21 protein-coding genes are annotated in these 25,741 nt (G+C 72.0%); 16 read left to right on the top strand and 5 right to left on the bottom strand.

Annotated elements, in window-relative coordinates; all coding sequences use genetic code 11:
• Positions 1 to 294: 294 nt before the first annotated feature.
• From AB0E88_RS20195 to AB0E88_RS20155, 9 genes are all read left to right on the top strand, one after another.
• A complete protein-coding gene (locus tag AB0E88_RS20195) occupies positions 295 to 633 on the top strand; it encodes a hypothetical protein (protein WP_361632137.1) in 339 nt (112 codons plus the stop codon).
• A 54-nt stretch (positions 634 to 687) separates the two neighbouring features.
• Complete coding sequence (locus AB0E88_RS20190; RefSeq protein WP_361632135.1) at positions 688 to 1,386, top strand: ABC transporter ATP-binding protein; 699 nt, start codon at positions 688 to 690, stop codon at positions 1,384 to 1,386.
• 53 nt (positions 1,387 to 1,439) lie between these two features.
• Positions 1,440 to 3,671, top strand: coding sequence for an FtsX-like permease family protein (locus AB0E88_RS20185; RefSeq protein WP_361632133.1), 2,232 nt, complete (start codon positions 1,440 to 1,442; stop codon positions 3,669 to 3,671).
• Positions 3,672 to 4,120: 449 nt separating this feature from the next.
• Positions 4,121 to 5,326, top strand: a complete 1,206-nt coding sequence (locus AB0E88_RS20180; protein ID WP_361632131.1) for an FAD-dependent oxidoreductase — start codon at positions 4,121 to 4,123, stop codon at positions 5,324 to 5,326.
• A gap of 125 nt (positions 5,327 to 5,451) precedes the next feature.
• Positions 5,452 to 8,016 (top strand): nitrite reductase large subunit NirB, encoded by a 2,565-nt coding sequence (nirB, locus tag AB0E88_RS20175; protein ID WP_361632165.1) that lies wholly within the window; start codon positions 5,452 to 5,454, stop codon positions 8,014 to 8,016.
• Positions 8,013 to 8,363: a nitrite reductase small subunit NirD gene (gene nirD, locus AB0E88_RS20170; RefSeq protein WP_361632129.1), complete on the top strand. Its 351-nt coding sequence runs from the start codon at positions 8,013 to 8,015 to the stop codon at positions 8,361 to 8,363. The genes nirB and nirD overlap by 4 nt, the downstream gene beginning before the upstream one ends.
• A 119-nt stretch (positions 8,364 to 8,482) precedes the next feature.
• Positions 8,483 to 8,983, top strand: coding sequence for a hypothetical protein (locus AB0E88_RS20165; protein ID WP_361632127.1), 501 nt, complete (start codon positions 8,483 to 8,485; stop codon positions 8,981 to 8,983).
• A gap of 11 nt (positions 8,984 to 8,994) precedes the next feature.
• Positions 8,995 to 10,272, top strand: coding sequence for a sensor domain-containing protein (locus tag AB0E88_RS20160; RefSeq protein WP_361632125.1), 1,278 nt, complete (start codon positions 8,995 to 8,997; stop codon positions 10,270 to 10,272).
• 10 nt (positions 10,273 to 10,282) lie between these two features.
• A complete protein-coding gene (locus tag AB0E88_RS20155; protein WP_361632123.1) occupies positions 10,283 to 10,930 on the top strand; it encodes a response regulator transcription factor in 648 nt (215 codons plus the stop codon).
• 37 nt (positions 10,931 to 10,967) lie between these two features.
• On the opposite strand, the gene AB0E88_RS20150 is transcribed toward AB0E88_RS20155, so the two are convergent.
• Positions 10,968 to 11,591: a class F sortase gene (locus tag AB0E88_RS20150; protein ID WP_361632121.1), complete on the bottom strand. Its 624-nt coding sequence runs from the start codon at positions 11,589 to 11,591 to the stop codon at positions 10,968 to 10,970.
• 241 nt (positions 11,592 to 11,832) lie between these two features.
• Complete coding sequence (locus tag AB0E88_RS20145) at positions 11,833 to 12,354, bottom strand: hypothetical protein (RefSeq protein ID WP_361632119.1); 522 nt, start codon at positions 12,352 to 12,354, stop codon at positions 11,833 to 11,835.
• Between the two features lie 374 nt (positions 12,355 to 12,728).
• Between AB0E88_RS20145 and AB0E88_RS20140 the strand changes: the two genes are divergently transcribed.
• The gene (locus AB0E88_RS20140) at positions 12,729 to 13,871 is read left to right on the top strand and encodes a phospholipase D-like domain-containing protein (protein ID WP_361632117.1); all 1,143 of its coding nucleotides are present in this window, start codon (positions 12,729 to 12,731) and stop codon (positions 13,869 to 13,871) included.
• A 71-nt stretch (positions 13,872 to 13,942) separates the two neighbouring features.
• Here AB0E88_RS20140 and AB0E88_RS20135 read toward each other — a convergent pair whose 3' ends face one another.
• Positions 13,943 to 15,607, bottom strand: coding sequence for a M4 family metallopeptidase (locus tag AB0E88_RS20135; RefSeq protein WP_361632115.1), 1,665 nt, complete (start codon positions 15,605 to 15,607; stop codon positions 13,943 to 13,945).
• A gap of 128 nt (positions 15,608 to 15,735) precedes the next feature.
• Between AB0E88_RS20135 and AB0E88_RS20130 the strand changes: the two genes are divergently transcribed.
• Positions 15,736 to 16,167, top strand: coding sequence for a gamma-glutamylcyclotransferase family protein (locus tag AB0E88_RS20130; RefSeq protein WP_361632113.1), 432 nt, complete (start codon positions 15,736 to 15,738; stop codon positions 16,165 to 16,167).
• On the opposite strand, the gene AB0E88_RS20125 is transcribed toward AB0E88_RS20130, so the two are convergent.
• Entirely contained in the window at positions 16,154 to 18,337 is a 2,184-nt protein-coding gene (locus AB0E88_RS20125; RefSeq protein ID WP_361632111.1) for a molybdopterin oxidoreductase family protein, read from the bottom strand. The two genes, AB0E88_RS20130 and AB0E88_RS20125, sit on opposite strands and share 14 nt — an antisense overlap.
• 154 nt (positions 18,338 to 18,491) lie before the next feature.
• Entirely contained in the window at positions 18,492 to 19,163 is a 672-nt protein-coding gene (locus AB0E88_RS20120) for an ElyC/SanA/YdcF family protein (protein ID WP_361632109.1), read from the bottom strand.
• A 163-nt stretch (positions 19,164 to 19,326) separates the two neighbouring features.
• Here AB0E88_RS20120 and AB0E88_RS20115 point away from each other — a divergent pair, with 163 nt between their 5' ends.
• From AB0E88_RS20115 to AB0E88_RS20095, 5 genes are all read left to right on the top strand, one after another.
• Entirely contained in the window at positions 19,327 to 20,175 is an 849-nt protein-coding gene (locus AB0E88_RS20115; RefSeq protein ID WP_361632107.1) for a sirohydrochlorin chelatase, read from the top strand.
• A 166-nt stretch (positions 20,176 to 20,341) separates the two neighbouring features.
• Positions 20,342 to 20,989 carry an acetate uptake transporter gene (locus AB0E88_RS20110; RefSeq protein WP_361632105.1) on the top strand — a complete coding sequence of 216 codons (648 nt, stop codon included), beginning with the start codon at positions 20,342 to 20,344 and terminating at the stop codon, positions 20,987 to 20,989.
• Positions 20,986 to 22,986, top strand: coding sequence for an acetate--CoA ligase (gene acs / locus AB0E88_RS20105; protein WP_361632103.1), 2,001 nt, complete (start codon positions 20,986 to 20,988; stop codon positions 22,984 to 22,986). The genes AB0E88_RS20110 and acs overlap by 4 nt, the downstream gene beginning before the upstream one ends.
• Positions 22,987 to 23,049: 63 nt before the next feature.
• Positions 23,050 to 24,306 carry a deoxyguanosinetriphosphate triphosphohydrolase gene (locus AB0E88_RS20100; protein WP_361632101.1) on the top strand — a complete coding sequence of 419 codons (1,257 nt, stop codon included), beginning with the start codon at positions 23,050 to 23,052 and terminating at the stop codon, positions 24,304 to 24,306.
• 145 nt (positions 24,307 to 24,451) lie between these two features.
• On the top strand, positions 24,452 to 25,717 hold the full coding sequence (locus AB0E88_RS20095; protein WP_361632099.1) for an FAD-dependent oxidoreductase: 1,266 nt from the start codon (positions 24,452 to 24,454) through the stop codon (positions 25,715 to 25,717).
• The last annotated feature ends 24 nt before the right edge of the window (positions 25,718 to 25,741 follow it).

The raw sequence follows: 25,741 nt of genomic DNA, 5'->3' as shown, positions 1-25,741 counted from the left end.
GTCCTCCAGCCCTACCGCACTCTGATCGGGCGGGTATCCGTCCTGCCGGCACGCGATCTGGCGTCTCGGCTTCGTCGTTGACGCTACGGCCAGGATCACCTGATGTGGTGGTCGTCCGATGAGTGAAGGATTCAGCACGTTACCAGTCCATTACCTTCTGTGATCGCCGGGGTTCGCTGTGGTCCTCGGTCTACTGAGAGGCGACCAATGAAGAAGGCAATGGCCGGTGTTCTGGCGGCGGGTGTGTTTCTCCTGGGGGCAGGCACCGCGGTGGCTACTCCGGGGTGGCACGACTTGCCCTTGATCAAGGGGGCGGGTGTTCGCTTCATCGACGGGGAGTACCGCTTCAATCGCCCTCTCCAGAACCATGGTGCCTTCGAATGGCAGGGCAAGCTGGAGGACGCGGACAAGGAAGACGGCCACAACGTCTACATGCTCGTGCGTATCGAGGGCCATGGCTGGGTCCGCTACAACGGCAAGCAGAACAAGACGGTCTCGCTGCACAACTCCAACTGGGACGGCGCCCAGCTCTACACCCACAACGCCTACATGCGTGCGTGTCGCGACAAGGGCAGCCTTCAGCCCGACAACTGTTCCCCGACCGTGCACTTCGAGAACAAGAGCGCGCGCTAAGGCCTGATCGACCTACCGAGCCCAGTCGCCTGCGCCTGGGCTCCTCGCTCGGCATTGGGGAACATCATCAATACGACAGAAGTGCTTTCCGCCAAAGGCGTCGAACTCCATTACGGCGCCACCGTGGCTGTGCGAAACGCGGACATCTCGCTGCACCGTGGAGAGGTCGTGGCGATCACAGGGCAGAGCGGCTCCGGCAAGTCCTCGCTCCTTTACTGCCTTGCCGGGGTGCTGCCGGTGGCCTGCGGCGAGGTTCGATTCGAAGGGCGTGTCCTCGGTGAACTGGACGACGAGGAACTCAGTGCCTTGCGTCGCGAACGGTTCGGTTTCGTGTTCCAGTACGGAGAGCTGCTCCCCGAACTGACGGTGGAGGAGAACACCGCCCTGCCACTGCGCCTTGCCGGACAACGTAAGGGTGAAGCGCTGATCGCAGCCGGGGCCGTGCTTTCACGACTGGGGCTGGCTGACGTGAAGCAGCGGCGTCCGTCGCAGGTGTCCGGTGGGCAGGGCCAACGCGTCGCGGTGGCGCGAGCCTTGGTGCATCAGCCGGCCGTCGTGTTCGCCGATGAGCCCACGGGCTCACTTGACAGTGCCAACGCCACGGCCGTTCTCGAGGAGTTCCTCGCACTCGCCAGGTCTCAGGGCACCGCGGTGGTACTGGTGACCCACGACCCGGAGGTAGCGGCCCGCGCGGACAGCCGTTATCGGATGCGGGACGGCGAACTCGCCCCCTGCGAGCGGGAAGTCTCATGAAAGAACTACTCCTGGGACTTCGGCTGCTGCTGGGCAGCGGGCGTGGAAACCGAGTGCGTTTTCTGCTCATGGTCGCGGGTGGTGCGGTCGGCGTCTGCTGCCTGGCCTTCGTTCTTGCCATTCCGGGCATTCTCAAATCCCAGGATGCCCGGCAGGCGGCGCGCCAACCCGACTGCGCGGGCAAGAGCGTGTGCAGCTCCGGCGACAAGGCGGCTCTGGAACTCGTGAGAACGGATCCGTACGGTTCTCACAGGTTCACACGTGTCTTTCTCGCCAAGGGAACCGGCCCCGTGCCGCCGCCACCGGGATTGCGCACCTTTCCGGCGCAGGGCGAGGTCTTCGTCTCTCCACGGTTGCACGAGCTGCTCCGCCAAGAGCCAGGCCTGTCCCAGCTGCTTCCCGGCAGGGAGCGCGAACAAATTGCGCCTGCGGGGCTTGCCCGCCCCGACGAGCTCTACGCGTACATCGGTGTCGCACGGGATGACCTCAAGGCAGGTTCGCGCATGACGCGCTTCGGCACGTCGTACGCCTGGTTCCCCACGGTGGAGCCCTCCGCCCTGAACATCGTGCGTTTCGCGATGGCTGGGGTCGTCCTGCTTCCGCTCGGCGTGTTCCTCGCAGTGTGTGCTCGGCTCTCGGCCGCGGCGCGAGCGCGTCGGCTGGCCGCTCTTCGCCTCCTGGGAATGAGCAGCAAGGGAATCCAGCGCGTCAACGCAGCCGAGACGGTCGCCGCAGCCATGGCTGGTGCCGTTCTTGGTCTGGGGCTGTACTGGGTCGTCAACCAACTCGTCTCCCGCATCGGGCTGCCGGGATTCAAGTGGTTCCCTTCCGACGGTGCGTTGCCCGGCGCGACGTTAATCGTCTGTCTCGTGGGCTGTCCGGCGTTGGCCTGGTACGTGGGGCGGATCGGTGCTCGGCGGGCAGCAGCTGATCCGCTCGGGGTTCGGCGCGGCGCTGTAGCGAAGCCTCCACGCAAATGGGGACTTCTGCCGCTGGTTCCCGGCCTGGGGATCGTCACCGGTTATTGCGTTGCCGGAGCCACTGGACACGCCCCCAATGACACCAAGATTTCGTCGCTGTTGATGCCTCTCGCCGTCGTACTCGTCGGAACGGGGCTTGTGCTCAGCCTGCCCTTCCTGTCCCGGGTCCTCGCACAACGCATCGCTCGCTCGACCAGCTCGATCTCGCTGGGGCTCGCCATGCGCCGCAACGAGACGGAATACGGTGGCGCCCTCCGCGTAGTCACGGGGCTGGTGCTGCTGGTGTTCAGTGCGTCCCTCGTCCAAGGAGTGCTGATCGAATTCGATCAGGTCACCAAAAACGTCTCGGACATCCAGACGTACCGGCTGTCCACGAACGAGATCGGTCTGGAAGAGCAGCACGCTCTTGAGCACGTGCCCGGGGTGCGGGGACACGCGGTTCTGGCCCAGTCCTGGGAGGATCCGAACGCCGATATGCCTCCGTCGATCAATGTGGTGATCGCGACGTGCGGTCAGTTGCGTCACATCGTCTTCGCCGTCGAAGGCTGCGTGGACGGTCGTCCGACGCTGTTGGACAATCCACGCCAGCCGATCTGGGAGGACAGCAAGCCGGGGAAGACGTTCACCTTCCATCTGAGGAACGGCGAGGGGGCGCTGAAGGTGATGCCCTTGAGGGTGCCTGCGCAGACGATTCGCTTCCACGACACCCCGGGCGTCTCATCGGTCAACAGCGGCGACGTTCTTCTGCCCCCGTCCTTTCTGCCGGCCGCCTTCCGTCCCGAAGGCGCGACGCTGGTCCTGGCCAGTGAGTCCGGTCCCGAAACAGTCCGTTCTGTCCTCGACGGAATCGGCGGTATCGATCCCACCGCCGAAGTCATGGCGGACGGCATCAACGTCGAATCGCTGGAGCAACTGATCATCGTCAAGACGCTCCTCGGCGCCGGCATGGTCCTGGGGCTCGTCATCGGGGTCGCCGCCTACCTCGTCGCGTCTGCCGACCGGGCCGTCGAGCGGCGTTCGCAGGTGACCGCCCTGGCGTTGCTCGGGGCGAGGCCCTGGACCCTGCGGGGGGTGCAGGTCGCTCAGGTCGTCGTGCCGTTGGCTGTTGGGCTCGTGTTGGCCGTCGTGGCCGGGAAGGCCGCCGAGTCGAGCTATCTCGTCACCGGGGGTGGGGACATCTTCTGGGACGGGGACGGGGTGCCCCTGCTGATCGGGTGCGCCCTCGGTGCCGTCCTCGTGGCCGCGCTCGGGTCCTTGCCCCTCATCGGGCGGAGGATCGACCCCGAGCTGATCCGCCGGGACTGAGGCCCGCGTACCGTGGGCACTCGCACGTGATCCCGTCGCCGACCCCGTCCCGGGCGGGGCGGGAGGAACACCCGGGGTCGCCCACGTGCACCGGGACCGCGCGGCCGTCGCCGTAGCGGTCACCGGGCCCGTCGGGCCGGAGCGCCGCTGCCGGGGTCGCGGCACTTACGCTCCCTCACACCGCCCCCGATCACGCCCCGCGCCTCCCCACACCGCTCCCGATCAACCCCCGCACCCCCAACACCGCTCCCGGTCAACTCCCACGCCCCCGCCCCCTGCCACCACCCCGGACGAGCCCTCCACCCACCCTCGCCGCCAAGCCCCCTACCCACCCCCGCCGACCCTCCCCACCCCCTCACACCCACCCCCCGCCCCCGCTGAGGGCAGCGTTCCTCGTGGGAAACAGGGGGGAACCCGGTGGGAAACACCCGGCCCGCACGCTCGATGGCATGACCTCGAAAACGCGTGTGGTGGTGATCGGCGCCGGGCTCGCGGGCGTTCGTCTCGCCCGGCGGCTCGGTGAGCTGGGCGTGGCCGCCACGCTGGTCGGCGAGGAGGAGCACCGGCCCTACAACCGGGTGCTGCTCGCCGAGGTGCTGGCCGGGCGCTACCGCCCCGACGTGATCGCCCTGCCGGCGCCCGCCGGCCTGGTCCGCGCCCGCGTCACCGGCATCGACCGCGCCGAGCGCACCGTGCGCTGCGCCGACGGCACCGCGATCGCCTACGACACGCTGGTGCTGGCCACCGGCTCCAACTCGGTGCTGCCCCCGCTGCGGGGGCTCTTCACGCCGGATCGCCAACTCCCCGCCGGTGTGCACGCCTTCCGTACGCTCGACGACTGCCTCGGGCTGTCGAAGGCCGTACGGACCGGCGTGAAGGCCGTCGTCATCGGGGGCGGGCTGCTCGGCGTGTCCGCCGCCCGCGCGCTCGCCGTCCGCGGTGCCCAGGTCGTCCTCGCCCAGCAGGCCGAACGGCTCATGGAGCGCCAGCTCGACCCGAACGCGTCCGCGCTGGTCCAGCGGCACCTGACCGGCCTCGGCGTCGAGGTGCACACCGAGTGCCGGGTGCGCGACGTGCGCTGCGTCGGCGGCGCCGTGCGCTCCGTGGAGATGGCCGACGGGTTCGCCCTCGACGCCGAACTCGTCGTCCTGGCCTGTGGCGTGCACCCGCGCGTCGGGCTCGCCCATGACGCCGGGCTCACCGTCCACAGGGGCGTCCTCGTCGACGACCGGCTGCGCACCTCCGATCCCCGTGTCCACGCCCTCGGGGACTGCGCCGAGCACGACGGCACCGTCTACGGTCTCGCCGCTCCCGCCCTCGAACAGGCCGACGTGCTGGCCGAGGTGATCGCCGGGGACGGCACCACCCGCTACACCGGCACCCGTTCCCTGACCCGTCTCACCCTCGCCGGTCTCGACCTCGCCGCGTTCGGCGAGACCGTCGCCCTGCCCGGGGACGACGTCGTGCAGCTCGCCGACGCCACCCGCGGCACCTATCGCAAGGTCGTCGTCCGCGACGACCGCCTGGTCGGCGGGGTCCTCGTCGGCGAACTCGGCACCGTCGGCGCGCTCGCCCGCGCCTGGGAGGGAGCAGAGCCGCTCCCGACGAACGGCGGCCCCCTGCTCCACCTGCTCACCCATGACGGAGGCTCCTGATGTCCACGGACACCACCCCGGACACCACCCCGGCCACCCCCACGGCGGCCCCCCGGGCCACCCGCACGGGGGCCGCCCCCGCGGGCCCCGACGACGTGTCCACCATCGTGCTCGTCGGCCACGGCATGGTCGGTCAGCGTTTCCTGGAAGCGCTCGCCGAGCGCGGGCTGACCGCCACGCACCGCGTGGTCGTGCTGTGCGAGGAGCCGCGTCCCGCCTACGACCGCGTCGCCCTCACCTCGTACTTCTCCGGCCGCACGCCCGACGACCTCTCCGTCACCGACATGGAGTTCATCGCCACGCACGGCATCGAGCTGTACGTCGGCGATCCCGCCGTCTCCGTCGACCGCGAGGCGAAGAAGGTCACGTCCAGGTCCGGGCAGGTCTTCGCCTACGACACCCTCGTCCTCGCCACCGGCTCCTACCCGTTCGTCCCGCCCGTCCCCGGCAAGGACGCCACCGGCTGTTTCGTCTACCGGACCATCGAGGACCTCCTCGCCATCGAGGAGTACGCACAGAAGGTCTCGGGCGGCGCCGTCGTCGGCGGCGGGCTGCTCGGGCTGGAGGCGGCCGGTGCGCTCAAGGGGCTCGGCGTCGAGACGCATATCGTGGAGTTCGCGCCGCGGCTGATGCCCGTGCAGGTCGACGAGGGCGGCGGCGCGGCCCTGCTGCGCACCATCGAGGACATGGGGCTCACCGTGCACACGGGCGTCGGCACGCAGGAGATCCTCGCCGGTGAGGACGGCGCGGTCACCGGCATGAAGCTGTCCGACGGGTCCGAGATCGCCACCGGCATGGTGATCTTCTCCGCCGGTGTCCGGCCCCGCGACCAGCTCGCCCGCGACTGCGGCCTGGCCGTCGGGGAGCGCGGAGGCATCACCGTCGACGCCCAGTGCCGTACCGTCACCGACCCGGACGTCTTCGCGATCGGCGAGTGCGCGCAGGCGGTCGACGGGCGGGTGTACGGGCTGGTCGCGCCGGGGTACGAGCAGGCCGAGACCGCGGCGGCGACCATCGCCCGCGACGAGGCCGCCTTCACCGGTGCCGACCTGTCCACCAAGCTCAAGCTGCTGGGCGTCGACGTGGCGTCCTTCGGTGACGCGCACGGCACCGCCGGGGACTGCCTGGACGTCGTCTACTCCGACTCCCGCGCCGGCCTGTACAAGAAGCTGGTCATCGGCCGTGACGGCACCCTGCTGGGCGGTATCCTGGTCGGCGACGCGGAGGCCTACGGCACCCTGCGGGCCCTGACCGGCTCCGTCCCGCCCATCGCGCCGGAGTCCCTGGTGCTGCCCGCCGGCGCCGCCTCGGGCGCCCAGCTCGGACCCTCCGCGCTGCCCGACGACGCCATCATCTGCTCCTGCCACAACGTCACCAAGGGCGCCGTCCGCGGCGCGGTCACCGAGCACAAGTGCACCACCGTGCCCGAGGTGAAGAAGTGCACCAAGGCCGGTACGGGCTGCGGCAGTTGCGTCAAGGTGCTCGGGCAGCTCGTCACCGCCGAACTGGAGGCGTCCGGCGTCGAGGTCGACAAGGGCCTGTGCGGCTGCTTCTCGCAGACCCGCGAGGAGCTGTACGAGATCGTCCGCGCCCTGCGCATCCCCTCCTACCAGGAACTCCTCGACCGGTACGGCCGGGACGGCGCCCGGGGCGGCGACGGCTGCGAGGTCTGCAAGCCCGCCGTCGGCTCGATCATCGCCTCCCTCGCCCCGGCGATCGGCGCGAGCGGCTACGTCCTCGACGGCGAACAGGCCGCGCTGCAGGACAGCAACGACCACTTCCTCGCCAACCTCCAGAAGAACGGCTCCTACTCGGTCGTACCCCGCATCCCCGGCGGCGAGATCACCCCGGAGAAGCTCATCGTGATCGGGGAGATCGCCCGCGACTTCGGGCTCTACACGAAGATCACCGGCGGGCAGCGGATCGACATGTTCGGCGCCCGTGTCGAACAGCTCCCGCTGATCTGGACCCGTCTGGTCGACGCCGGATTCGAGTCCGGGCACGCCTACGGCAAGGCGCTGCGCACGGTGAAGTCCTGCGTGGGCTCCACCTGGTGCCGTTACGGCGTGCAGGACTCCGTCCGCATGGCGATCGACCTGGAGCTGCGCTACCGGGGCCTGCGCTCCCCGCACAAGCTGAAGTCGGCTGTCTCCGGCTGCCAGCGCGAGTGCGCCGAGGCCCAGTCGAAGGACTTCGGCGTCATCGCCACCGCCAGCGGCTGGAACCTGTACGTCGGCGGCAACGGCGGCGCCACACCGCGCCACGCCGACCTCCTCGCGCAGGACCTCTCCGACGCCGAACTGGTCCGTCTGATCGACCGGTTCCTGATGTTCTACATCCGCACCGCCGACCGCCTGGAGCGCACCAGCACCTGGCTGGAGCGCATCCCGGGCGGCCTCGACCACGTACGGGACGTGGTCGTGCACGACTCGCTCGGCATCTGCGACGAGCTGGAGGCGCTGATGCGGGCGCACGTCGCGCACTACCGCGACGAGTGGGCCGAGACCGTCAACGACCCCGACAGGCTCGCCCGGTTCGTGTCCTTCGTGAACGCCCCGGACACCCCCGACCCGGTGGTCGCCTTCGTCCCCGAACGCGACCAGATCAAGCCCGACCTGCCCCTGCTGACCCTCGGCATGCGGCCCACCGCAGACCCGGAAGACGTCCTGGAAGGAAGCGCCCAGCGATGACCCTGGCACTCGAGACCACCGACCTGAAGGTCCAGCTCCAGCTCGGCGACGACTGGTTCACGGTGTGCGACCTGAGCGTCCTGATCCCGGGCCGCGGGGTGGCCGCGCTGCTGCCCGACGGCCGGCAGGTGGCCGTCTTCCAGGACCGCAGCGGCACGCTGTACGCCGTGGACAACCGCGACCCGTTCACCGGCGCGGCGGTCCTCTCCCGCGGCCTGACCGGCACCCACCAGGGCCGCCCCTTCGTCGCCTCCCCGCTGCTCAAGCAGCGCTTCGACCTGGCGACGGGGGAGTGCCTGGACGACGAGACGGTCCGGGTGACGGCGTACGAGGTCCGCGCCCGCTGACCGGCCCGGGGGTGGGGTGAACCGAACCCCCGGCTTCCGTGGCAGCACCCTCGTTCGCGGCGCCTTCGGGCGGGAGGCTGGACGCACCGCATCCAGCAGCCCCTCCGGAGGCATCCGTCATGGCTCTCGCGCACCGCTCCCACTCCGCCGACTCCGCCGCCGCGCTCGTGTGGCGCGTCGTCCGCGAACCCTTCACGGCCGCGACCTGGCGGCGTACCGCCTACGCCCTGCTCGCCCTGCCGGCCGGCCTGGTCTGTGTGCCGCTCGCCCTGCTGGGCGTGGCCACCGGGCCCCGGCAGCGGGCCCTGCTGCGCCGCCTGCTGGGCGCCGACCTGCCCGCGGGTCCCCGGGCCGGCCTCGCGCACGCCCTGGTGTCCACCCCGCTCAACCTGCTCGCCGCCGCCGTCACGTTCTACGCCTGGTCCCTCGTGCCGATGAACCTGCTGTGGCCGCTGCGCGCCGGTGACGACTACGCGAGCGCCTGGGGCGGGCCCACCTTCGCCGGGGCCTGGGCCTTCCACGCGGTCGTCGGCGGGATCGGCTTCCTGCTGCTGACGCCATGGCTCGTGCGCGGGCTGACCGCGGTGCAGCGCCGTCTGGCCGCCAAGCTGCTCGGCTAGATTGGGCTGCCGTGATCCCCGTGCGCGCCACCGCCGCCGCCGTCTTCGGGCGCCGTGCCCTGTCCGCGCTGCTCTACGCGCTGGTGTCCTTCCCGCTGGCCCTCGCCGGCTTCCTGCTCACCCTGGCGGGCCTGGTGCTGGGCGGGCTGCTGTCGCTGACCACGCTCGGCCTGTGGACCGTGGCCGGCACGGTCCGTGGTGCGCTGGCGCTGGGCGCGGTGCAGCGGGCGCTGGCCCGGGGCCTGCTCGGGCTGGACATCGAGCCGCCGGAGCCCGTGGGGGCGGAGGGGCCGCTGCGGTGGCGGCGGGCGGTGCTGGGGGAGCGGACGGGCTGGCGGGCCGTGGGCTCGGCACTGCTCACCCCGTTCACCGCCGTCCTCGGGATCGTCGCCGTCCTCATCGGATACGTCTACGGCGTCCTGCTCACGCTCCATCCGCTGCTGGCGCGCGTCAACTACTTCACCGTGCGCGAGCCGGACGGCTCCACCCGGCACGTGTCGCTGGAGCTGTTCGGCGAGCAGGTCGACACCTGGCCGCGCTGGCTGCTCCCGGTCGCCCTCGGGCTGCTCCTCCTGGCCGCCGCGCCCCACCTGGTACGGCACGCGCTCGCACCGCACCGCGCCCTGCTGGCCGCGCTGCTCGGACCCGACGCCGCCGCCCGCCGCATCCGCACCCTGGAGGAGACCCGTGCGCACGCCGTCGAGGACGCCGCCGCCACCCTGCGCCGTATCGAACGCGATCTGCACGACGGCACGCAGGCCCGCCTGGTCGGGGTGGCCATGCACCTCACCCTGATCCGTGAGCTGGTCACCGCGGGCGCCGAGCGCGACCGCGTCCTGACCACCGTCGGCACCGCCCAGTCCCACGCCACCCAGGCCATCTCCGACCTGCGCCACCTGGTCAAGGGCATCCACCCGCCCGTCCTCGACCAGGGCCTGGACACGGCGCTCGCCACGCTCACCGCCGACAGCCCCCTGCCGGTCCGGCTCACCACCCGGCTCGACGTCCGGCCGGGCCCCGCGGTCGAGTCCATCGCCTACTTCTGCGCCGCCGAACTCCTCGCCAACGCCGCCAAACACAGCGGCGCGCCGGCCGTCGAGGTGAGTGCCCGCACCGACGGGGGGCGGCTGCGGCTGACGGTCGCCGACGACGGGCGCGGCGGCGCGGTGATCGGCGCCGGCTCCGGGCTCACCGGCCTGCTGGCCCGCGTGCGCACCGTCGACGGCACGCTCACCTGCGACAGTCCGCCCGGCGGCCCTACCGTGGTCACCGTCGAACTGCCCCTGTGACGGAGGTCGGATGCGTGTCGTCATCGCCGAGGACTCGGCCATCCTGCGCGACGGACTGGTCCAGCTGCTCCGGCTGCGCGGCGTCGAGGTGGCCGCCGCGGTCGCCGACGCGGACGCCCTGCTCGCGGCCGTCGCCGCGCACACCCCGGACGTCGCCGTCGTCGACATCCGGCTGCCGCCCACCCAGACCGACGAGGGGGTGCGGGCCGCCGTACGGCTGCGCGAGGAGCATCCCGGCACCGGGGTGCTGCTGTTCTCGCAGTACGTCGAGACGGCGCACGCGGCGCGGCTGCTGGGCAACCCGTCCGGTGTCGGCTACCTGCTGAAGGAACGGGTCGTCGACATCGGTGAGTTCGTCGCCGCGCTGGAGCGGGTCGCGGCCGGCGGCACCGCGCTCGACCCGGAGGTGGTGGCGCAGCTGTTCGGCGCGAGCCGCCGCCGCAGCGCGCTGGACGCGCTCACCCCGCGCGAGCGGGAGGTGCTGGCGCTGATGGCTCAGGGCCGCACCAACCACGGCATCGCCACGGCTTTCACCGTCTCCGAGCGGGCGGTGGAGAAGCACGTCGCGAACATCTTCGCCAAGCTCGGTCTGCCGCCCTCGGAGGCGGGACACCGCCGGGTGCTGGCCGTGCTGCGCTATCTGGAGGACGCCGGCTGACCTGCCCGGGACGCCGCGCCCGACCGCCGGGGTGCGGTCAGCGGTGGCTGCCGCTCAGGTGGGCGAAGACGACCACGTTGCCCTGGTAGCCGGTCGTGCGGGAGTAGCCGCCGCCGCAGGTGATCACGCGCAGCTCGGGGCGGCGGGCGGCGCCGTAGACCTTCTCGTCGGGGAAGTTCTCGGCCCGGTAGACCTCGACGGCGTCCACGGTGAACACGGCGGTGCTGCCGTCGCGCCGGTCCACCTCGACGGCGGCGCCCTTCTTCAGCGCGCCGAGGTCGTAGAAGACGGCGGGGCCGTCGGCGTTGTCGACGTGTCCGGCGACGATCGCGGTGCCGCGCTCACCGGGTGTGGTGCCGGCCTCGTACCAGCCGGCGAGGTTCTTGCGGCCGGCCGGCGGGACGTCGAGGCTGCCGGACGGGGTCAGCGCCAGGCCCATCAGCGGGGCGTTCACGCGGATCGACGGTATGCGGATCCGGTCGGGCGGGGACGGCGGGAGCGCCGGGGCGGCGGAGCCCTCCGCGCCCGGGTCGGCGGACGCCTCGGCGGCCGACGGCTGGGGCGGGGCGTGCCCGGCGGTGCCGCTGTGCAGCAGCCAGGCACCGGTGCACAGGGCGGCGGCGGTGACCGCCGCTATCGCGGTGTTGCCGACCCGACGCATGAGGACCCCTCTCGACGTGACGGCCCGGGGCGCTCGGCGGTCCCGAACGCCCGACGGCCGTGGAACGAAACCGGTGGAACCACGACCGGGCGGCCCACGGCGGACCCGGCCACGGCTTCCCCGGCAAAGCCCGGCCCCGCGAGGGGCCGTGGCCCCGTGCCCCCCTCCGGGCCGCGAGGGGCGTCGGACCCGGAGGGGGAGGGACCTGCGGTACCGGCGGACGGACAGCGGAGGGTGTCCGTCAGATCCCGTCGCCTCTCGCCCGGCGATGCAGGAGCCAGGTACCGCCCGCGGCGGCGACGGCGAGAGCCGCCACGCCTGCCGCGGTCTGTACGGGGTCGGGGCCAAGGGCTCCGCCGACCCCCGTCTTCACACTTCCGTGCGGCTGCAGCTGCCCGCGTTCGGGGGCCAGCGCCACCATCAGGTCGCCCCGGACCACGCGGCCGCCCTCCGCGCACGTGGCGACGATCTCGTACGTCCCCGGCTGCGCGCTCGGCGGCACCCGGAACTGCCCGATCGCGTCGCCCTGGTGCGTGCTCGGCGCCAGCGTGAACCGGCCGGCGCCGACCGCACCGGCGTCGCCCGCCGCGGCGCCGCCGTCGCCGCACGCCGCGGTGTTCACCGTGACGTCGGCGCCGGGCGCCACGGTGGTCGGGTACACCTCGAGGCCGCCGGCGTCCGCCGCGTACCCGGGCGCGGCGAGTGCGCCCAGAGCGGTGGCGGCGAGCGCGGCAGCGGTCAGCACGCGGACGGTGCGTCGCATCGGTGCTCCTTCGAGCGGTCGGTTGCCCCTGCCCTTCCGAGGTAAGGCCCCGCACGCCGCGCCCGCTCCCCGAAACCCCGTCACATATGCGGCGAACGGGTGCCCCGGCCGGCCGAAACGAGCCGTTCCCGACGCCGTTTCCGCAGGTCAGGCGCAGCGGGCAGGGGCGTGGAGAAGTGCACCCGATGGGCGTGACCCACCGGTGTGAACGGGTGGTGCCCCGCACCCCGGGTGTCTCGACGGGGTCGACGCGACCGCCGATCGGGGGCGCCGGTCCAGGGGGCCGGACCTCTCGGTCATGGGCATGGCGAAACCGTGGAGATGTGTGGTCTCATCTGGTGCCCGCATCCAAGACGATCTTCGGGAGCCCCCGCGTGCGCAAGCACCTTCTCGTGACCGCCCTTCTGGCCACCACCATGTTCCTGCCGAGCACCGGTGTCTCGAGCGCGGCCGACGCCCCCATCGTCACGGGAGCGGTGTTCAACAACCCCAAGGGCACGACGGCCGATCAGAACGCCGTCAAGGACCACATCATCAAGGCGATCGACGACACCCAGCCGGGCCGCCTGATCCGCGCCGGCCTGTACGCGCTGAAGGACCAGGACTACGCCGACGCCCTGATCCGCGCCCACCAGCGAGGTGTCGACATCCGCGTCGTGCTGGACGCGGCGTACGCCGACTCCACCGCCGTCGCGAGTCTGAAGGCCGAGCTGGGCACCAGTGTGTCGGCGACCTCCTGGGTGCACGTGTGCGGCAGCCAGGGCGCCTGCATCGCGACGGGCGGCACCAACCCGATCAACCACAACAAGTTCTTCACGTTCTCCCGCGTCGGCGACGCGGGGGTGGCCGAGGACGTGGTCATCCAGACCTCCGCCAACCAGACCTCGGTGAACGTCGACAAGTACTTCAACAACGCCTACACGGTGGTCGGCAACACCGACCTCTACACGGCGTACGTGAACTACTTCAACGACCTCGCGGCGGAGAAGCGCACGAACAACTACTACACGACCGCCAAGGTCGGCACCGAGAAGTACTACTTCTTCCCGCAGTCCACCGGGGACGTCGTGGCCGACGTCCTCGACAACGTCTCCTGCACCGGCAACACCACCGTCGGCACCGCCACGCACAAGTCCATCGTGCGCGTGGCCGCCTTCGCCCTGCACCGTGACGCGGTCGTCCAGGCGCTGGTCGGCCTGGCCGGCCAGGGCTGCTCGGTGCAGATCGTGTACGCCAACAGCAACGACGAGGCCGCCCTCAAGGGCCACGCCAACCTCTCGCTGAAGAAGCTGAACACCACCGACGGCTACCTGGTGCACTCCAAGTACCTCACCATCGAGGGCAACTACGCCGGCCACCCCGACACCAAGTGGACCTTCACCGGCTCGCACAACCTCGACGAGTCCTCCCTGCGGGACAACGACGAGGCCCTGCTGCGACTGGAAGGCGCCGCCCCGCACGACGCGTACGTGCAGAACTTCGACCTGCTTCGCTCCTACGCGACGACCGTCTCCTGAAGCGGAGACGACAGGCGAACGCCGTACCGGTGAGGGAAGGCCCCCTCGCCGGTACGGCGGTCTCGAACAGGTCAGTTGACGTTGACGGCACTCCACGCCGCCGCCACCGCGTTGTACTCCGCGCTGCCCGCGCCGTAGAGGTCCTTCGCAGCGTTCAGGGTCGCCGCCCGCGCGCCCGCGTAGTTCGTCGACGACGTCATGTAGACCGTGAGCGCCCGGTACCAGATCTTGCCGACCTTGTCCCGGCCGATCCCGGTGACCGTCGAGCCGTTCGCGGTCGGCGAGTCGTAGCTGACGCCGTTGATGGTCTTCGCGCCGCTGCCCTCGGCGAGCAGATACGCGAAGTGGTTGGCGACGCCGGAGGAGTAGTGCACGTCGAGGTTGCCGACCGTGCTGCTCCAGTAGTCCGCGGAGTTGCCGTCCTTGGAGGGCTTGTCCATGAAGCGCAGGGCGGCCTTGCCGAAGCCGGGCTTCACGATCTTCTCGCCGATGAGGTAGTCGCCCTGGTCGGAGGAGTTGTTCGCGTACCACTCCACCATCGTGCCGAGGATGTCGGAGGTGGCCTCGTTGAGCCCGCCGGACTCCCCGGAGTAGGTGAGCGCGGCCGTCTTGGAGGTGACGCCGTGGGTCATCTCGTGCCCGGCGACGTCGAGGGCGACCAGCGGGCCGAACGTGGTGCCGTCACCGTCGCCGTAGGTCATGCAGAAACAACTGTCGTCCCAGAAGGCGTTGTTGTAGGCGTTGCCGTAGTGGACGCGGTTGTAGGAGCCCTTGCCGTCGCCGCCGATGCCGTTGCGGCCGTGCACGTTCTTGTAGTAGTCCCAGGTCTCGTCGGTGCCGTACTGGGCGTCGACGGCGGCCGAGGCGCGGTCGGCGGTGGCGCCGGTGCCCCAGTGGTTGTCGGTGTCGGTGAAGACCGTCGAGGGTGCCCGGCTGAAGCAGATGTTGAGGAAGCACAGGTCCGTCTTGTTCGCCGCGTCACCGGTGTAGGTGTTGCCGCGGGTGGGGTCCTTGAGCTGGTACGACGAGCCCGACTGGGTCGTCTCCAGGGCGACCGTGCCGCTGTAGAGCGACTTCCCGTCGCCGCTGATGTGCTCGAGGCTGTCCCAGGCGTCGATCTGGGTGCCGCTGGTGGCGTCGGTGAGGACCGTGCGGGCCACCGGGTTGCCCTGGGCGTCCTGCGCGACGGCGTTGGTGCGCCAGGCCAGCTTCGGTGCGCCGTGCAGGGCGTCGACGACCAGCTCGGGCTTGGCGGTCAGCTTGCGCAGGGTCTCGCCGAGGTTCACCGCGCGCAGCGCGTTCGCGGCCAGGTCGGCGGCCTTGGGTCCGGCGACCTTCGGGGTGACGCCTGCCAGGGAGAGGGGGGACGTCGTCGCCCGGGAGGCGCCGCGGTAGCTGCCGTCGGGGGCGAGGTGGACCACGAAGTCGCCGCCCAGCACGGGCAGTCCGTGGTAGGTGCGGTCGTACCGCACGTGCTGGGTGCCGTCCTTGTCCACGATCACGTCACGGACCGTGGTCTTCACGGCACCGGTCAGACCGAGGGCGGTCGCGTGGGAGCGCAGGACGTCCGTGGCGTGGGCGAGGGCGGTGGCCCGGCTGGGCCGGTCGGCCGCCTGCGCGGCGGGGGAAAGGGCGGCGGCCAGCAGGGCCGCGGTGGTGGCGGCCACGCCGGCGGCGGCGAGACGGGATCTGCGGTGGGTGCGGGACTCCGGGTCGTGCTGCCGTATCCGACTCATCGGTCTCCTCGGAAGGGCGCCTCGGGGCGCGTGGGGGCGGCGCAGATGCTGACCCAGATTTAAGAGGCCATGACATGTCATGTCCATAGCGCGTACGGGGAGGTGTGTGAGGAGTCAGAATCGTTTCTGTGACCCTCCCGCCCCCGCCGCACCTCCCGTTCTTCGTCTACGGCACCCTGCGCCCCGGCGAGCCCAACCACGAGCTGTTCCTGCGCGGCCGCACGGCGCGGGAGGAACCGGCGCGGATGACCGGCCTGAAGCTCTACGAGGGCCCCGGCTACCCCTACGCCGTCGAGGAGGGCCGGGGAGTGGTGAGCGGCGAGCTGGTGACGGCACGGCCGGAGCTCTACGGCGAACTGCTCGCCGCGCTCGATCAGTTGGAGGACTGCGTCCCGGGCGACCCGCGCAGCCTCTACCAACGCCTCGCACGCCGGGCCGTGCGCGAGAGCGACGGCATCCCGGTGCGTGCCTGGGTGTACGTCGCCGCGCCCGCGGTCGCGGCACGACTGCGGGCGCGGGGAACGCCGATCGAGAGCGGGGACTGGCTCACCCGGAGATGAGCCGTGCGGGACCGGCCGCCTCCAGCCGTACCGCGCACACCTTGAACTCGGGCATCCGCGACGTCGGGTCGAGAGCCGGGTTGGTCAGCGTGTTGGCGCGGCCCTCGCCCGGCCAGTGGAAGGGCATGAACACTGTGTCGGGGCGGATCGCGGTCGTGATCCGGGCCGGCGCCACCGCCCGTCCGCGCCGCGACACCACGGCCACCGGGTCGCCCTCCGCCGCGCCCAGCCGGGCCGCGAGACGCGGATGCAGCTCCACGAACGGCCCCGGCGCCGCCCGGTTCAGCTCCTCCACCCGGCGGGTCTGCGCGCCCGACTGGTACTGGGAGACCACCCGGCCCGTGGTCAGCAGCACCGGGTACTCCTCGTCGGGTTCCTCCGCCGCCGGCCGGTGCGACACCGGCACGAAACGGGCCCGGCCGTCCGGCGTCGCGAACCGGTCCAGGAACAGCCGGGGCGTGCCCGGATGCGGGCCGGGCAGCTCCCGGGCCGGGTCGTCGTCCTGCCCGGGCGCGTCGAGAGCGGCGTCCTCACCGTCCTGAAGGCCCGGCCCGTCCTCGAGGGGCGCGGGGCACGGCCAGAACACACCCTCCTCCTCGGCCAGTCGCCGGTAGGTGATCCCGGAGTAGTCGGCAGGACCGCCCGCGCTCGCCCGGCGCAGCTCCTCGAAGACCTCCTCCGGGTCGGCCGGGAAACCCTTCTCCACCCCGAACCGGGCGGCCAGTTCGTGCAGCACGTCCAGATCGCCGCGTATCCCCTCGGGCGGCGTGAGCGCCCGCCGGCGCAGCAGCACCCTGCCCTCCAGGTTCGTCGTCGTGCCGGTCTCCTCCGCCCACTGCGTCACCGGCAGCACGACGTCCGCCAGGGCCGCCGTCTCCGACAGCACGACGTCGCACACGGCGAGGAAGTCCAGCGACCGCAGCCGCTCCTCGATGTGCGCGGCACGCGGCGCCGACACCACCGGGTTGGAGCCCATCAGCAGCAGGGCGCGGATGTCGGTGCCGAGCGCGTCCAGCAGCTCGTAGGCGCTGCGCCCCGGCCCCGGCAGCGTGTCCGGGTCCACGCCCCACACCGCGGCCACATGCCGCCGGGCCGCAGGATCGTCCAGCTTGCGGTAGCCCGGCAACTGGTCGGCCTTCTGGCCGTGTTCCCGCCCGCCCTGCCCGTTGCCCTGCCCGGTCAGACACCCGTACCCGGACAGCGGGCGCCCCGCCCGCCCCGTCGCCAGGCACAGGTTGATCCACGCGCCCACCGTGTCCGTCCCCTTGGACTGCTGTTCCGGGCCGCGCGCGGTGAGCACCATCGCCGCCTCCGGCTCGCAGAACAGCCGTACCGCCTCGCGCAGTTCGGGCACGGACACGCCCGTGATCCGCTCCACGTACTCCGGCCAGTGCGCCATCGCGGCCGCGCGTGCCTCCTCCCAGCCCGCGGTGCGCTCGCGGACGTACCCCTCGTCGACGCGGCCCTCGGCGACGACCAGGTGCAGCAGGCCCAGCGCCAGCGCCAGGTCGGTGCCCGGCCGGGGCGCCAGGTGCAGGTCGGCCTGCTCGGCGGTCCGCGTGCGGCGCGGGTCGACGACGATCAGCGTGCCGCCGTTCTCCCGAAGCTCCTGGAAGTAGCGCAGCGCCGGGGGCATCGTCTCGGCGAGGTTGGAGCCGACGAGGATCACACAGCCGGTCCTCGGGATGTCCTCCAGCGGGAACGGCAGCCCCCGGTCCAGGCCGAACGCCCTCGTGCCGGCCGCCGCGGCGGACGACATGCAAAAACGTCCGTTGTAGTCGATCTGGGACGTGCCGAGCACCACCCGCGCGAACTTGCCGAGCGCGTAGGCCTTCTCGTTCGTGAGGCCGCCCCCGCCGAAGACGCCCACCGCGTCCGGACCGCTCTCCACGCGCGCGTGGCGCAGCGCCCCGGCGATCCGGTCCAGCGCCTGATCCCAGGAGGCGGGCTCCAGCGCGCCGTCGGCGGAGCGCACCAGCGGTGAGGTCAGGCGCACCCGCGAGGACAGCACGGCCGGCGCGGTGCGCCCCTTGCCGCACAGCGCGCCCCGGTTCACCGGGAAGTCCGCGCGCTCCGTCACCTCCACCGTCCCCTGCGGGGTGGGCGTCAGATTCATCCCGCACTGCAGGGCGCAGTACGGGCAGTGCGTGGGCGTCGCGGTGTTCTGCATGCCCCTCAGCCTGCGTCGGGCGTGTTACGGGCCCGCACGACGCGGTGTTACACGGTCCGAACGGCGACCTCCCCGCGCCCGGCCGGGCACGGTGAGGCGGCGGTCCAAGGGGGCGGGCCGGGATGCCTGCCCGGCAGGGCGGGTGCGGCGACGGTCAGCGGCCGCCGGCCAGGGCCCGTGCCACGCCCGGCTCCTTCGGGCCGAGGAAGCGCGGGTCGGGCCGCACGAGGGCGTCCAGCGCCGCCTTGCCGGCCGCGAAGACCTCCCGGGTGCCGCCGTAGTACCAGGTGGCGTCGTGCCGCTCGTCCACGCCGACGCCGTACGACGTCACCCCCGCCGCCTCGCAGAGCGCCACCGCCCGCCGGATGTGGAAGCCCTGGCTGATCAGCACGGCCCGGTGCACCCCGAAGATCTTCCGGGCCCGCACACAGGAGTCCCAGGTGTCGAAGCCGGCGTAGTCGCTGACGATCCGCTCGGTCGGCACCCCGTGCTCGCGCAGATACGTGCGCATGGCGTCCGGCTCGTCGTAGTCCACGCGGCTGTTGTCGCCGGTCACCAGCACGACCCGGATGCGCCCCTCCCGGTACAGCGCGGCCGCCGCGTCCAGCCGGTGCGCCAGATACGGCGAGGGCTCCCCGTCCCACAGGCCCGCGCCGAAGACGACGGCGACCTCGGTGCGCGGCACGTCGGCCGCCCCGCGCAGCCGCTCGCCCGTCACGGCGTACAACCAGGTCGAGGGGAGCAGCGCCAGCACACACACGGCCATCACCGCCTGCACCAGCCGGCGCTGTCCGGTACGCGTGCGGGGCAGTCTCCAACGGCGCATCGTTTCTCCGGCCCCCTCCTGATCGGTCCCCGATCCCTCAGGACGCACCGGCACCCGATCCGGTTCGCTCACCTTCCGCACGGGTCCGCGGTGAGCCCCACGAAAGGACAGCCGTCACGGCCCCGCAACGGGGACGCAACCTCATCCGGCCAGGATCCCTTCCATGACGGCGTCGAACCCTCCCCGCGACGAAGCCCCCCTCGACACCACCGCGCACCTGATGAGCGCGATCGGCACCGAGCTGGCCGGCCGGCTCCGCCTGGTCCGCCCCGACGGCCGGCGCCGCCCCGCCCCTCCCGCCCTGGTCCTCGTCGCCCACGGCAGCCGCGACCCGCGCGCCCTGAGCACCGTGCGCACCCTGCTGGAACGGGTCCGCGAACTGCGCCCCGCACTGCCCGTGCACCTCGGCCACATCGAGCTGAACGCCCCCCTGCTCTCCGACACCCTCACCGCCCTGGGGGACACGGAGGCGGTCCTGGTCCCGCTGCTGCTCACCCGCGGCTACCACGTCAAGCGGGACATCCCCGAGCTGGCGGCCGCCTCCCCGGTACGCGCCCGCGTGGCCGCCCCGCTGGGCCCCCACCCGCTCCTGGTGGAGACCCTGTACGCCCGCCTCACCGAGGCCGGCTGGCCGGTGCGGGCGACGCAGAGCGAGCGCCGGGCGAGCGCCGTGGTCCTGGCCGCGGCCGGCTCCCGCGACCCGGACTCCACGGCCGACACCCGCCGTACGGCCCGCCTCCTCGCCGACCGCCTGGGCGTCCCGGTCGTCGCCGCCTACGCCTCGGCGGCGACCCCGACGGTGGAGACGGCCCTGCGCGCCCTGACCGCGAGGGGCCGCCACCGCATCGCCGTGGCCTCCTGCTTCACGGCCCCGGGCCGTTTCGCGACGCAGTGCGCGGCGTCGGCTCCGTGGATGGCGGCACAGCCCCTGGGCGCCCATCCGGCGATGGCGCGGCTGGTGCTGCGCAGGTACGACCAGGCGCTGCGGATACCGGCGACGACAGCCGCCTAGAAATCCGCTTCCGGGAAACTCGGGGTGAGCCCCGACCGCGCTGGACGTTCCTCGTGCAGGCGGCACCGGTCACTCCGTGCAGGCTGTGCGCGAGGCATCGACACGCATAGGTGGTGCCTACAATGGATCTGCATCCTTGTGATCCATGTCACAGCAGGAGGCGCACATGAGCACCCCGACCACCGAACAAGGAAAGATCGCCGACCCCGGTCCGCTCGGCCTCGCCGCCTTCGCCGCGACGACCTTCGTTCTCAGCACCTTCAACGCCGATCTCATCCACGACAAGACACTGACCGCCGTCGTCCTGCCGCTCGCGCTCTTCTACGGCGGGCTCGCGCAACTCCTCGCCGGCATGTGGGAGTTCCGCAAGGGCAACACCTTCGGAGCCACCGCGTTCGGCTCCTTCGGCGCCTTCTGGCTGTCGTACGCGGCCTACGCGAAGTTCGTCGCGCCCGGGCTCCCGGCGTCCACCGCGCACCAGGCCACCGGGCTGTTCCTGCTGGTGTGGGCGGTCTTCACGGTCTACATGACCGTCGCGGCGACCCGCACGACGGGGGCGATCCTCGCCGTGTTCGTCACGCTGTCCGCGACGTTCATCGTCCTGTGCGTCGCCGAGTTCGCGCAGTCGCCGAACACCGTCAAGGCCGGCGGCTGGCTGGGACTGGTCACGGCCGTGTGCGCCTGGTACGCGTCCTTCGCCGGCGTCACCAACTCCACGTACCAGCGTGCCGTCATGCCGGTCTTCCCGAACCTCGGTGAACACCTGCGGCCGCACCGCACGCACCATCGCGGACCCTTCGGAGCCCACGCATGACCGACTCCGGTGGCGAGACACTCTCCAACCTGCTCCACGAGGAGCGACGGTTCCCGCCGCCCCCGGAGCTGGCCGACGCGGCGAACGCCACCGCGGCGGACTACGAACGCGCCGACGCCGACCGCCTCGGCTTCTGGGCCGAGGCGGCCCGCCGGCTGGACTGGGCAACGCCCTTCGACGAGGTGCTCGACTGGACGCGGGCCCCGTTCGCCCGCTGGTTCACCGGCGGGCGCCTGAACGCGGCGTACAACTGCCTGGACCGGCACGTGGCGGCCGGTCTCGGGGACCGGGTCGCCTTCCACTGGGAGGGCGAGCCCGGCGACACCCGCACGATCACCTACGCCGACCTCACGGCCGAGGTGTGCCGGGCCGCCAACGCCCTGCTCTCGCTCGGCGTGCGCACCGGCGACCGGGTGGCGATCTACATGCCGATGATCCCGGAGACGGTGGTGGCGATGCTGGCCTGCGCCCGCATCGGCGCCCCCCACACGGTGGTCTTCGGCGGCTTCTCCGCCGAGGCGCTGCGCGGCCGGATCCTCGACTGCGACGCGCGTGTGGTGATCACGGCCGACGGCGGCTACCGCAGGGGCAAGCCCTCGGCGCTGAAACCCGCCGTCGACGAGGCGGTGCGCGAGTGCCCCGACGTACGCAGCGTCCTGGTCGTGCGGCGCACCGGACAGGAGGTCGACTGGACCGACGGCCGGGACGTGTGGTGGCACGACCTGGTGGACACCCAGCCGCCGGAGCACGAGGCCGAGGCGTTCGACAGCGAACACCCGCTGTACATCATGTACACCTCCGGTACGACGGCCCGCCCGAAGGGCATCCTGCACACCACCGGCGGCTACCTCACCCAGGTCGCCTGGTCGCACTGGGCGGTGTTCGACGTCAAACCGGAAAGGGACGTGTTCTGGACGGCGGCCGACATCGGCTGGGTCACCGGCCACTCGTACATCGTCTACGGCCCGCTGGCCAACGGCGTCACGTCCGTGATGTACGAGGGGACACCGGACACCCCGCACAAGGGCCGCTGGTGGGAGCTGGTCGAGAAGTACCGCGTGTCGATCCTCTACTGCGCCCCCACCGCGATCCGCACCTTCATGAAGTGGGGCGGTGACGTCCCGGCCGAGTTCGACCTGTCGTCGCTGCGCCTGCTGGGCTCGGTCGGTGAGCCCATCAACCCGGAGGCGTGGATCTGGTACCGCAAGCACATCGGCTCCGACCGCTGCCCGGTCGTGGACACCTGGTGGCAGACGGAGACCGGCGGCCAGATGATCAGCCCGCTGCCGGGCGTGAGCGTCTGCAAGCCCGGCTCGGCCCTGCGCCCCCTGCCCGGCATCGCGGCCGACGTCGTCGACGACAGTGGCAAACCGGTGCCCGACGGCTCCGGCGGCTACCTGGTCCTGACCGACCCGTGGCCCGGGATGCTGCGCACCATCTGGGGCGACGAGCAGCGGTACATCGACACCTACTGGTCCCGCTTCCCCGGGATGTACTTCGCCGGGGACGGCGCGAAGAAGGACGAGGACGGCGACATCTGGCTGCTGGGCCGGGTCGACGACGTCATGAACGTCTCCGGGCACCGCATCTCCACCACGGAGGTCGAATCCGCCCTCGTCTCCCACCCGATGGTCGCCGAGGCCGCCGTGGTCGGCGCGACCGACCCGACGACCGGACAGGGCGTCGTGGCCTTCGTCATCCTGCGCGCCGAAGCGGGAGAGCCGGGGGCCGGCGGATCCACCGGTGCGGAGGAGGCGGCGGCCGAACTGCGTGCCCACGTCGCCAAGGAGATCGGCCCGATCGCCCGGCCCCGGCAGATCATGGTCGTCGCCGAACTCCCCAAGACCCGCTCCGGCAAGATCATGCGCCGCCTGCTGCGGGACGTGGCCGAGAACCGCGCGCTCGGTGACGTCACGACGCTCACGGATTCCTCCGTGATGGACGAGATCCGCGAGCGGCTGCCCTCCGCGGGCCCGGCGGGAGAAGAGGAGGCATAGACGACGGAAACTCGGCAGCCGCGTAGGCACACGTTTGTCACACCCCCCGCTTACTGTCGAGACATGCCGTACGACGCGCAGGACACCGAACGCTGGGCCTTGGAACCGGAAAAGCGCCCCGGCCGCACCGCATTCCAACGCGACCGGGCCCGGGTCCTGCACAGCGCGGCCCTGCGAAGGCTCGCCGGCAAGACCCAGGTCGTCACCCCCGGCGGGACCGGCGCCTCCGCCTGGGACGCCAGCCCCCGCACCCGCCTCACCCACTCCCTGGAGTGCGCCCAGGTGGGCCGCGAACTCGGCGCCGCCCTCGGCTGCGACCCGGACCTCGTGGAGGCCGCCTGCCTCTCCCACGACCTCGGCCACCCGCCCTTCGGCCACAACGGCGAACAGGCGCTGAACGAGTTCGCGCAGGACTGCGGCGGCTTCGAGGGCAACGCCCAGTCCCTGCGGCTGCTCACCCGCATCGAACCCAAGCGGTTCACCGAGGAGGGCTCCGTCGGCCTCAACCTCACCCGTGCCGCCCTGGACGCCGCCACCAAGTACCCCTGGCCGCGCGGCGCCCACCCCACCGACCCGGCCTCGGGGAAGTTCGGGGTGTACGAGGACGACCGCCCCGTCTTCGACTGGGTCCGCAAGGAGGCCCCCGGCGCGCGCACCTGCTTCGAGGCGCAGGTCATGGACTGGTCCGACGACGTGGCCTACTCGGTGCACGACGTGGAGGACGGACTGCACGCCGGCCACATCGACCCCGTCTGCCTGCACGCCGAGCCCGAGCGGCAGGACGTCTTCCAGGTCGCGATCGGCCGGTACGTGCCCGCCGGCACCGACCCCGGGGAACTGGCCGCCGCCCTCGACCGCCTCCAGGACGAGGAGTGGTGGCCGCACGGCTACGACGGCTCGGCCGTCGCCCAGGCCCGGCTGAAGGACGCCACCAGCCAGCTCATCGGCCGGTTCTGCCTCGCCGCCGAGGGCGCCACGCGGGAGGCGTACGGCGCGGGACGGCTCACCCGGTACGCCGCCGAACTGGTCGTGCCGTGGGAGACCCGGCTGGAGTGCGCGGTGCTCAAGGCGGTCGCCGACCGGTACGTCATGCAGCGCGACGAGCAGGAACGGCTGCGCGCCGACCAGCGCATCGTCGTCCTGGAGCTGGCCGCCGCGCTCACCGCCCGCGCCCCCGAGGGCCTGGACCCGCAGTTCCGCGCCCTGTTCGACAAGGCCGGCGACGACCGGGCACGCAAACGGGTGATCGTCGATCAGATCGCCTCCCTCACCGACGCCTCGGCTCGTTCCCTTCACGCCAGGCTGACGAGACAGGCGTGACACTGGGAGGCGCATGTGCCGTAACCACCCATCCGGACGCAACCCCATGTGACCCTCCGTGGCCTGATCGGGCCACACCCTCTTCCCCCATCACGCTCCGTGCGGGACGCTCCCCTGTGGCGGCACCCTTACGAGGAGGCAACAAGTGGTCGACGCGGACCAGACATTCGTCATCGTCGGAGGCGGCCTGGCCGGCGCCAAGGCGGCCGAGACGCTCCGGGCGGAGGGCTTCAACGGGCGCGTGATACTGATCTGCGACGAGCGCGACCACCCCTACGAGCGCCCCCCGCTGTCCAAGGGCTACCTCCTCGGCAAGGAGGAGCGCGACAGCGTCTTCGTGCACGAACCCGCCTGGTACGCGCAGAACGACATCGAGCTGCACCTGGGCCAGACCGTCGACGCGATCGACCGCGCCGCCAAGACGGTCCGCTTCGGCGACGACGGCACCCTCGTCCACTACGACAAGCTTCTGCTCGCGACCGGCGCCGAGCCGCGCCGGCTGGACATCCCGGGCACCGGCCTGGCCGGCGTGCACCACCTGCGCCGCCTCGCGCACGCCGAGCGGCTCAAGGGCGTGCTGAGCGCGCTGGGCCGGGACAACGGCCACCTCGTGATCGCCGGCGGCGGCTGGATCGGCCTGGAGGTCGCGGCGGCGGCCCGGGAGTACGGCGCCGAGGTCACGGTGATCGAACCGTCGCCGACCCCGCTGCACGGCGTCCTCGGACCCGAGCTGGGCAACGTCTTCGCGCAGCTGCACCGCGAGCACGGGGTGCGCTTCCACTTCGGTGCGCGGCTCACCGAGATCGTCGGCCAGGACGGTGTGGTCCTCGCCGCCCGCACCGACGACGGCGAGGAGCACCCGGCGCACGACGTGCTGGCGGCGATCGGGGCGGCGCCCCGCACCGGCCTCGCGGAAGCGGCCGGGCTGGAGATCGCCGACCGGGAGCACGGCGGCGGGGTCGTCGTGGACGAGCGGCTGCGCACGTCCGACCCGGACATCCACGCGGCCGGTGACGTCGCCTCCTTCCCGCTCGCCCTGTTCGGCACCCGGCTGCGGGTCGAGCACTGGGCGAACGCGCTGAACGGCGGTCCTGCGGCCGCCCGCGCGATGCTCGGCAAGGAGGTCGTCCACGACCGGGTGCCCTACTTCTTCACCGACCAGTACGACCTCGGCATGGAGTACAGCGGCTGGGCGCCGCCGGGGACGTACGACGAGGTGGTGATCCGCGGGGACGCGGGCAAGCGGGAGTTCATCGCGTTCTGGGTGAAGGAGGGCCGCGTCCTGGCCGGGATGAACGTGAACGTGTGGGATGTCACAGAGCACATCCAGAAACTGATCCGCGCCGGCCGTCCGGTGGACCTGGAGGCCCTCGCCGACCCGCACGTCCCGCTGGAGAACCTGGCCCCCTGAGCCTCAGGAGCACCGGCCCGCCCC

Origin of the sequence: Streptomyces sp. NPDC028635 (genome assembly GCF_040637635.1) — a bacterium.
Lineage (GTDB): Bacteria > Actinomycetota > Actinomycetes > Streptomycetales > Streptomycetaceae > Streptomyces.
This window is presented reverse-complemented; position numbering and strand designations above follow the sequence as displayed.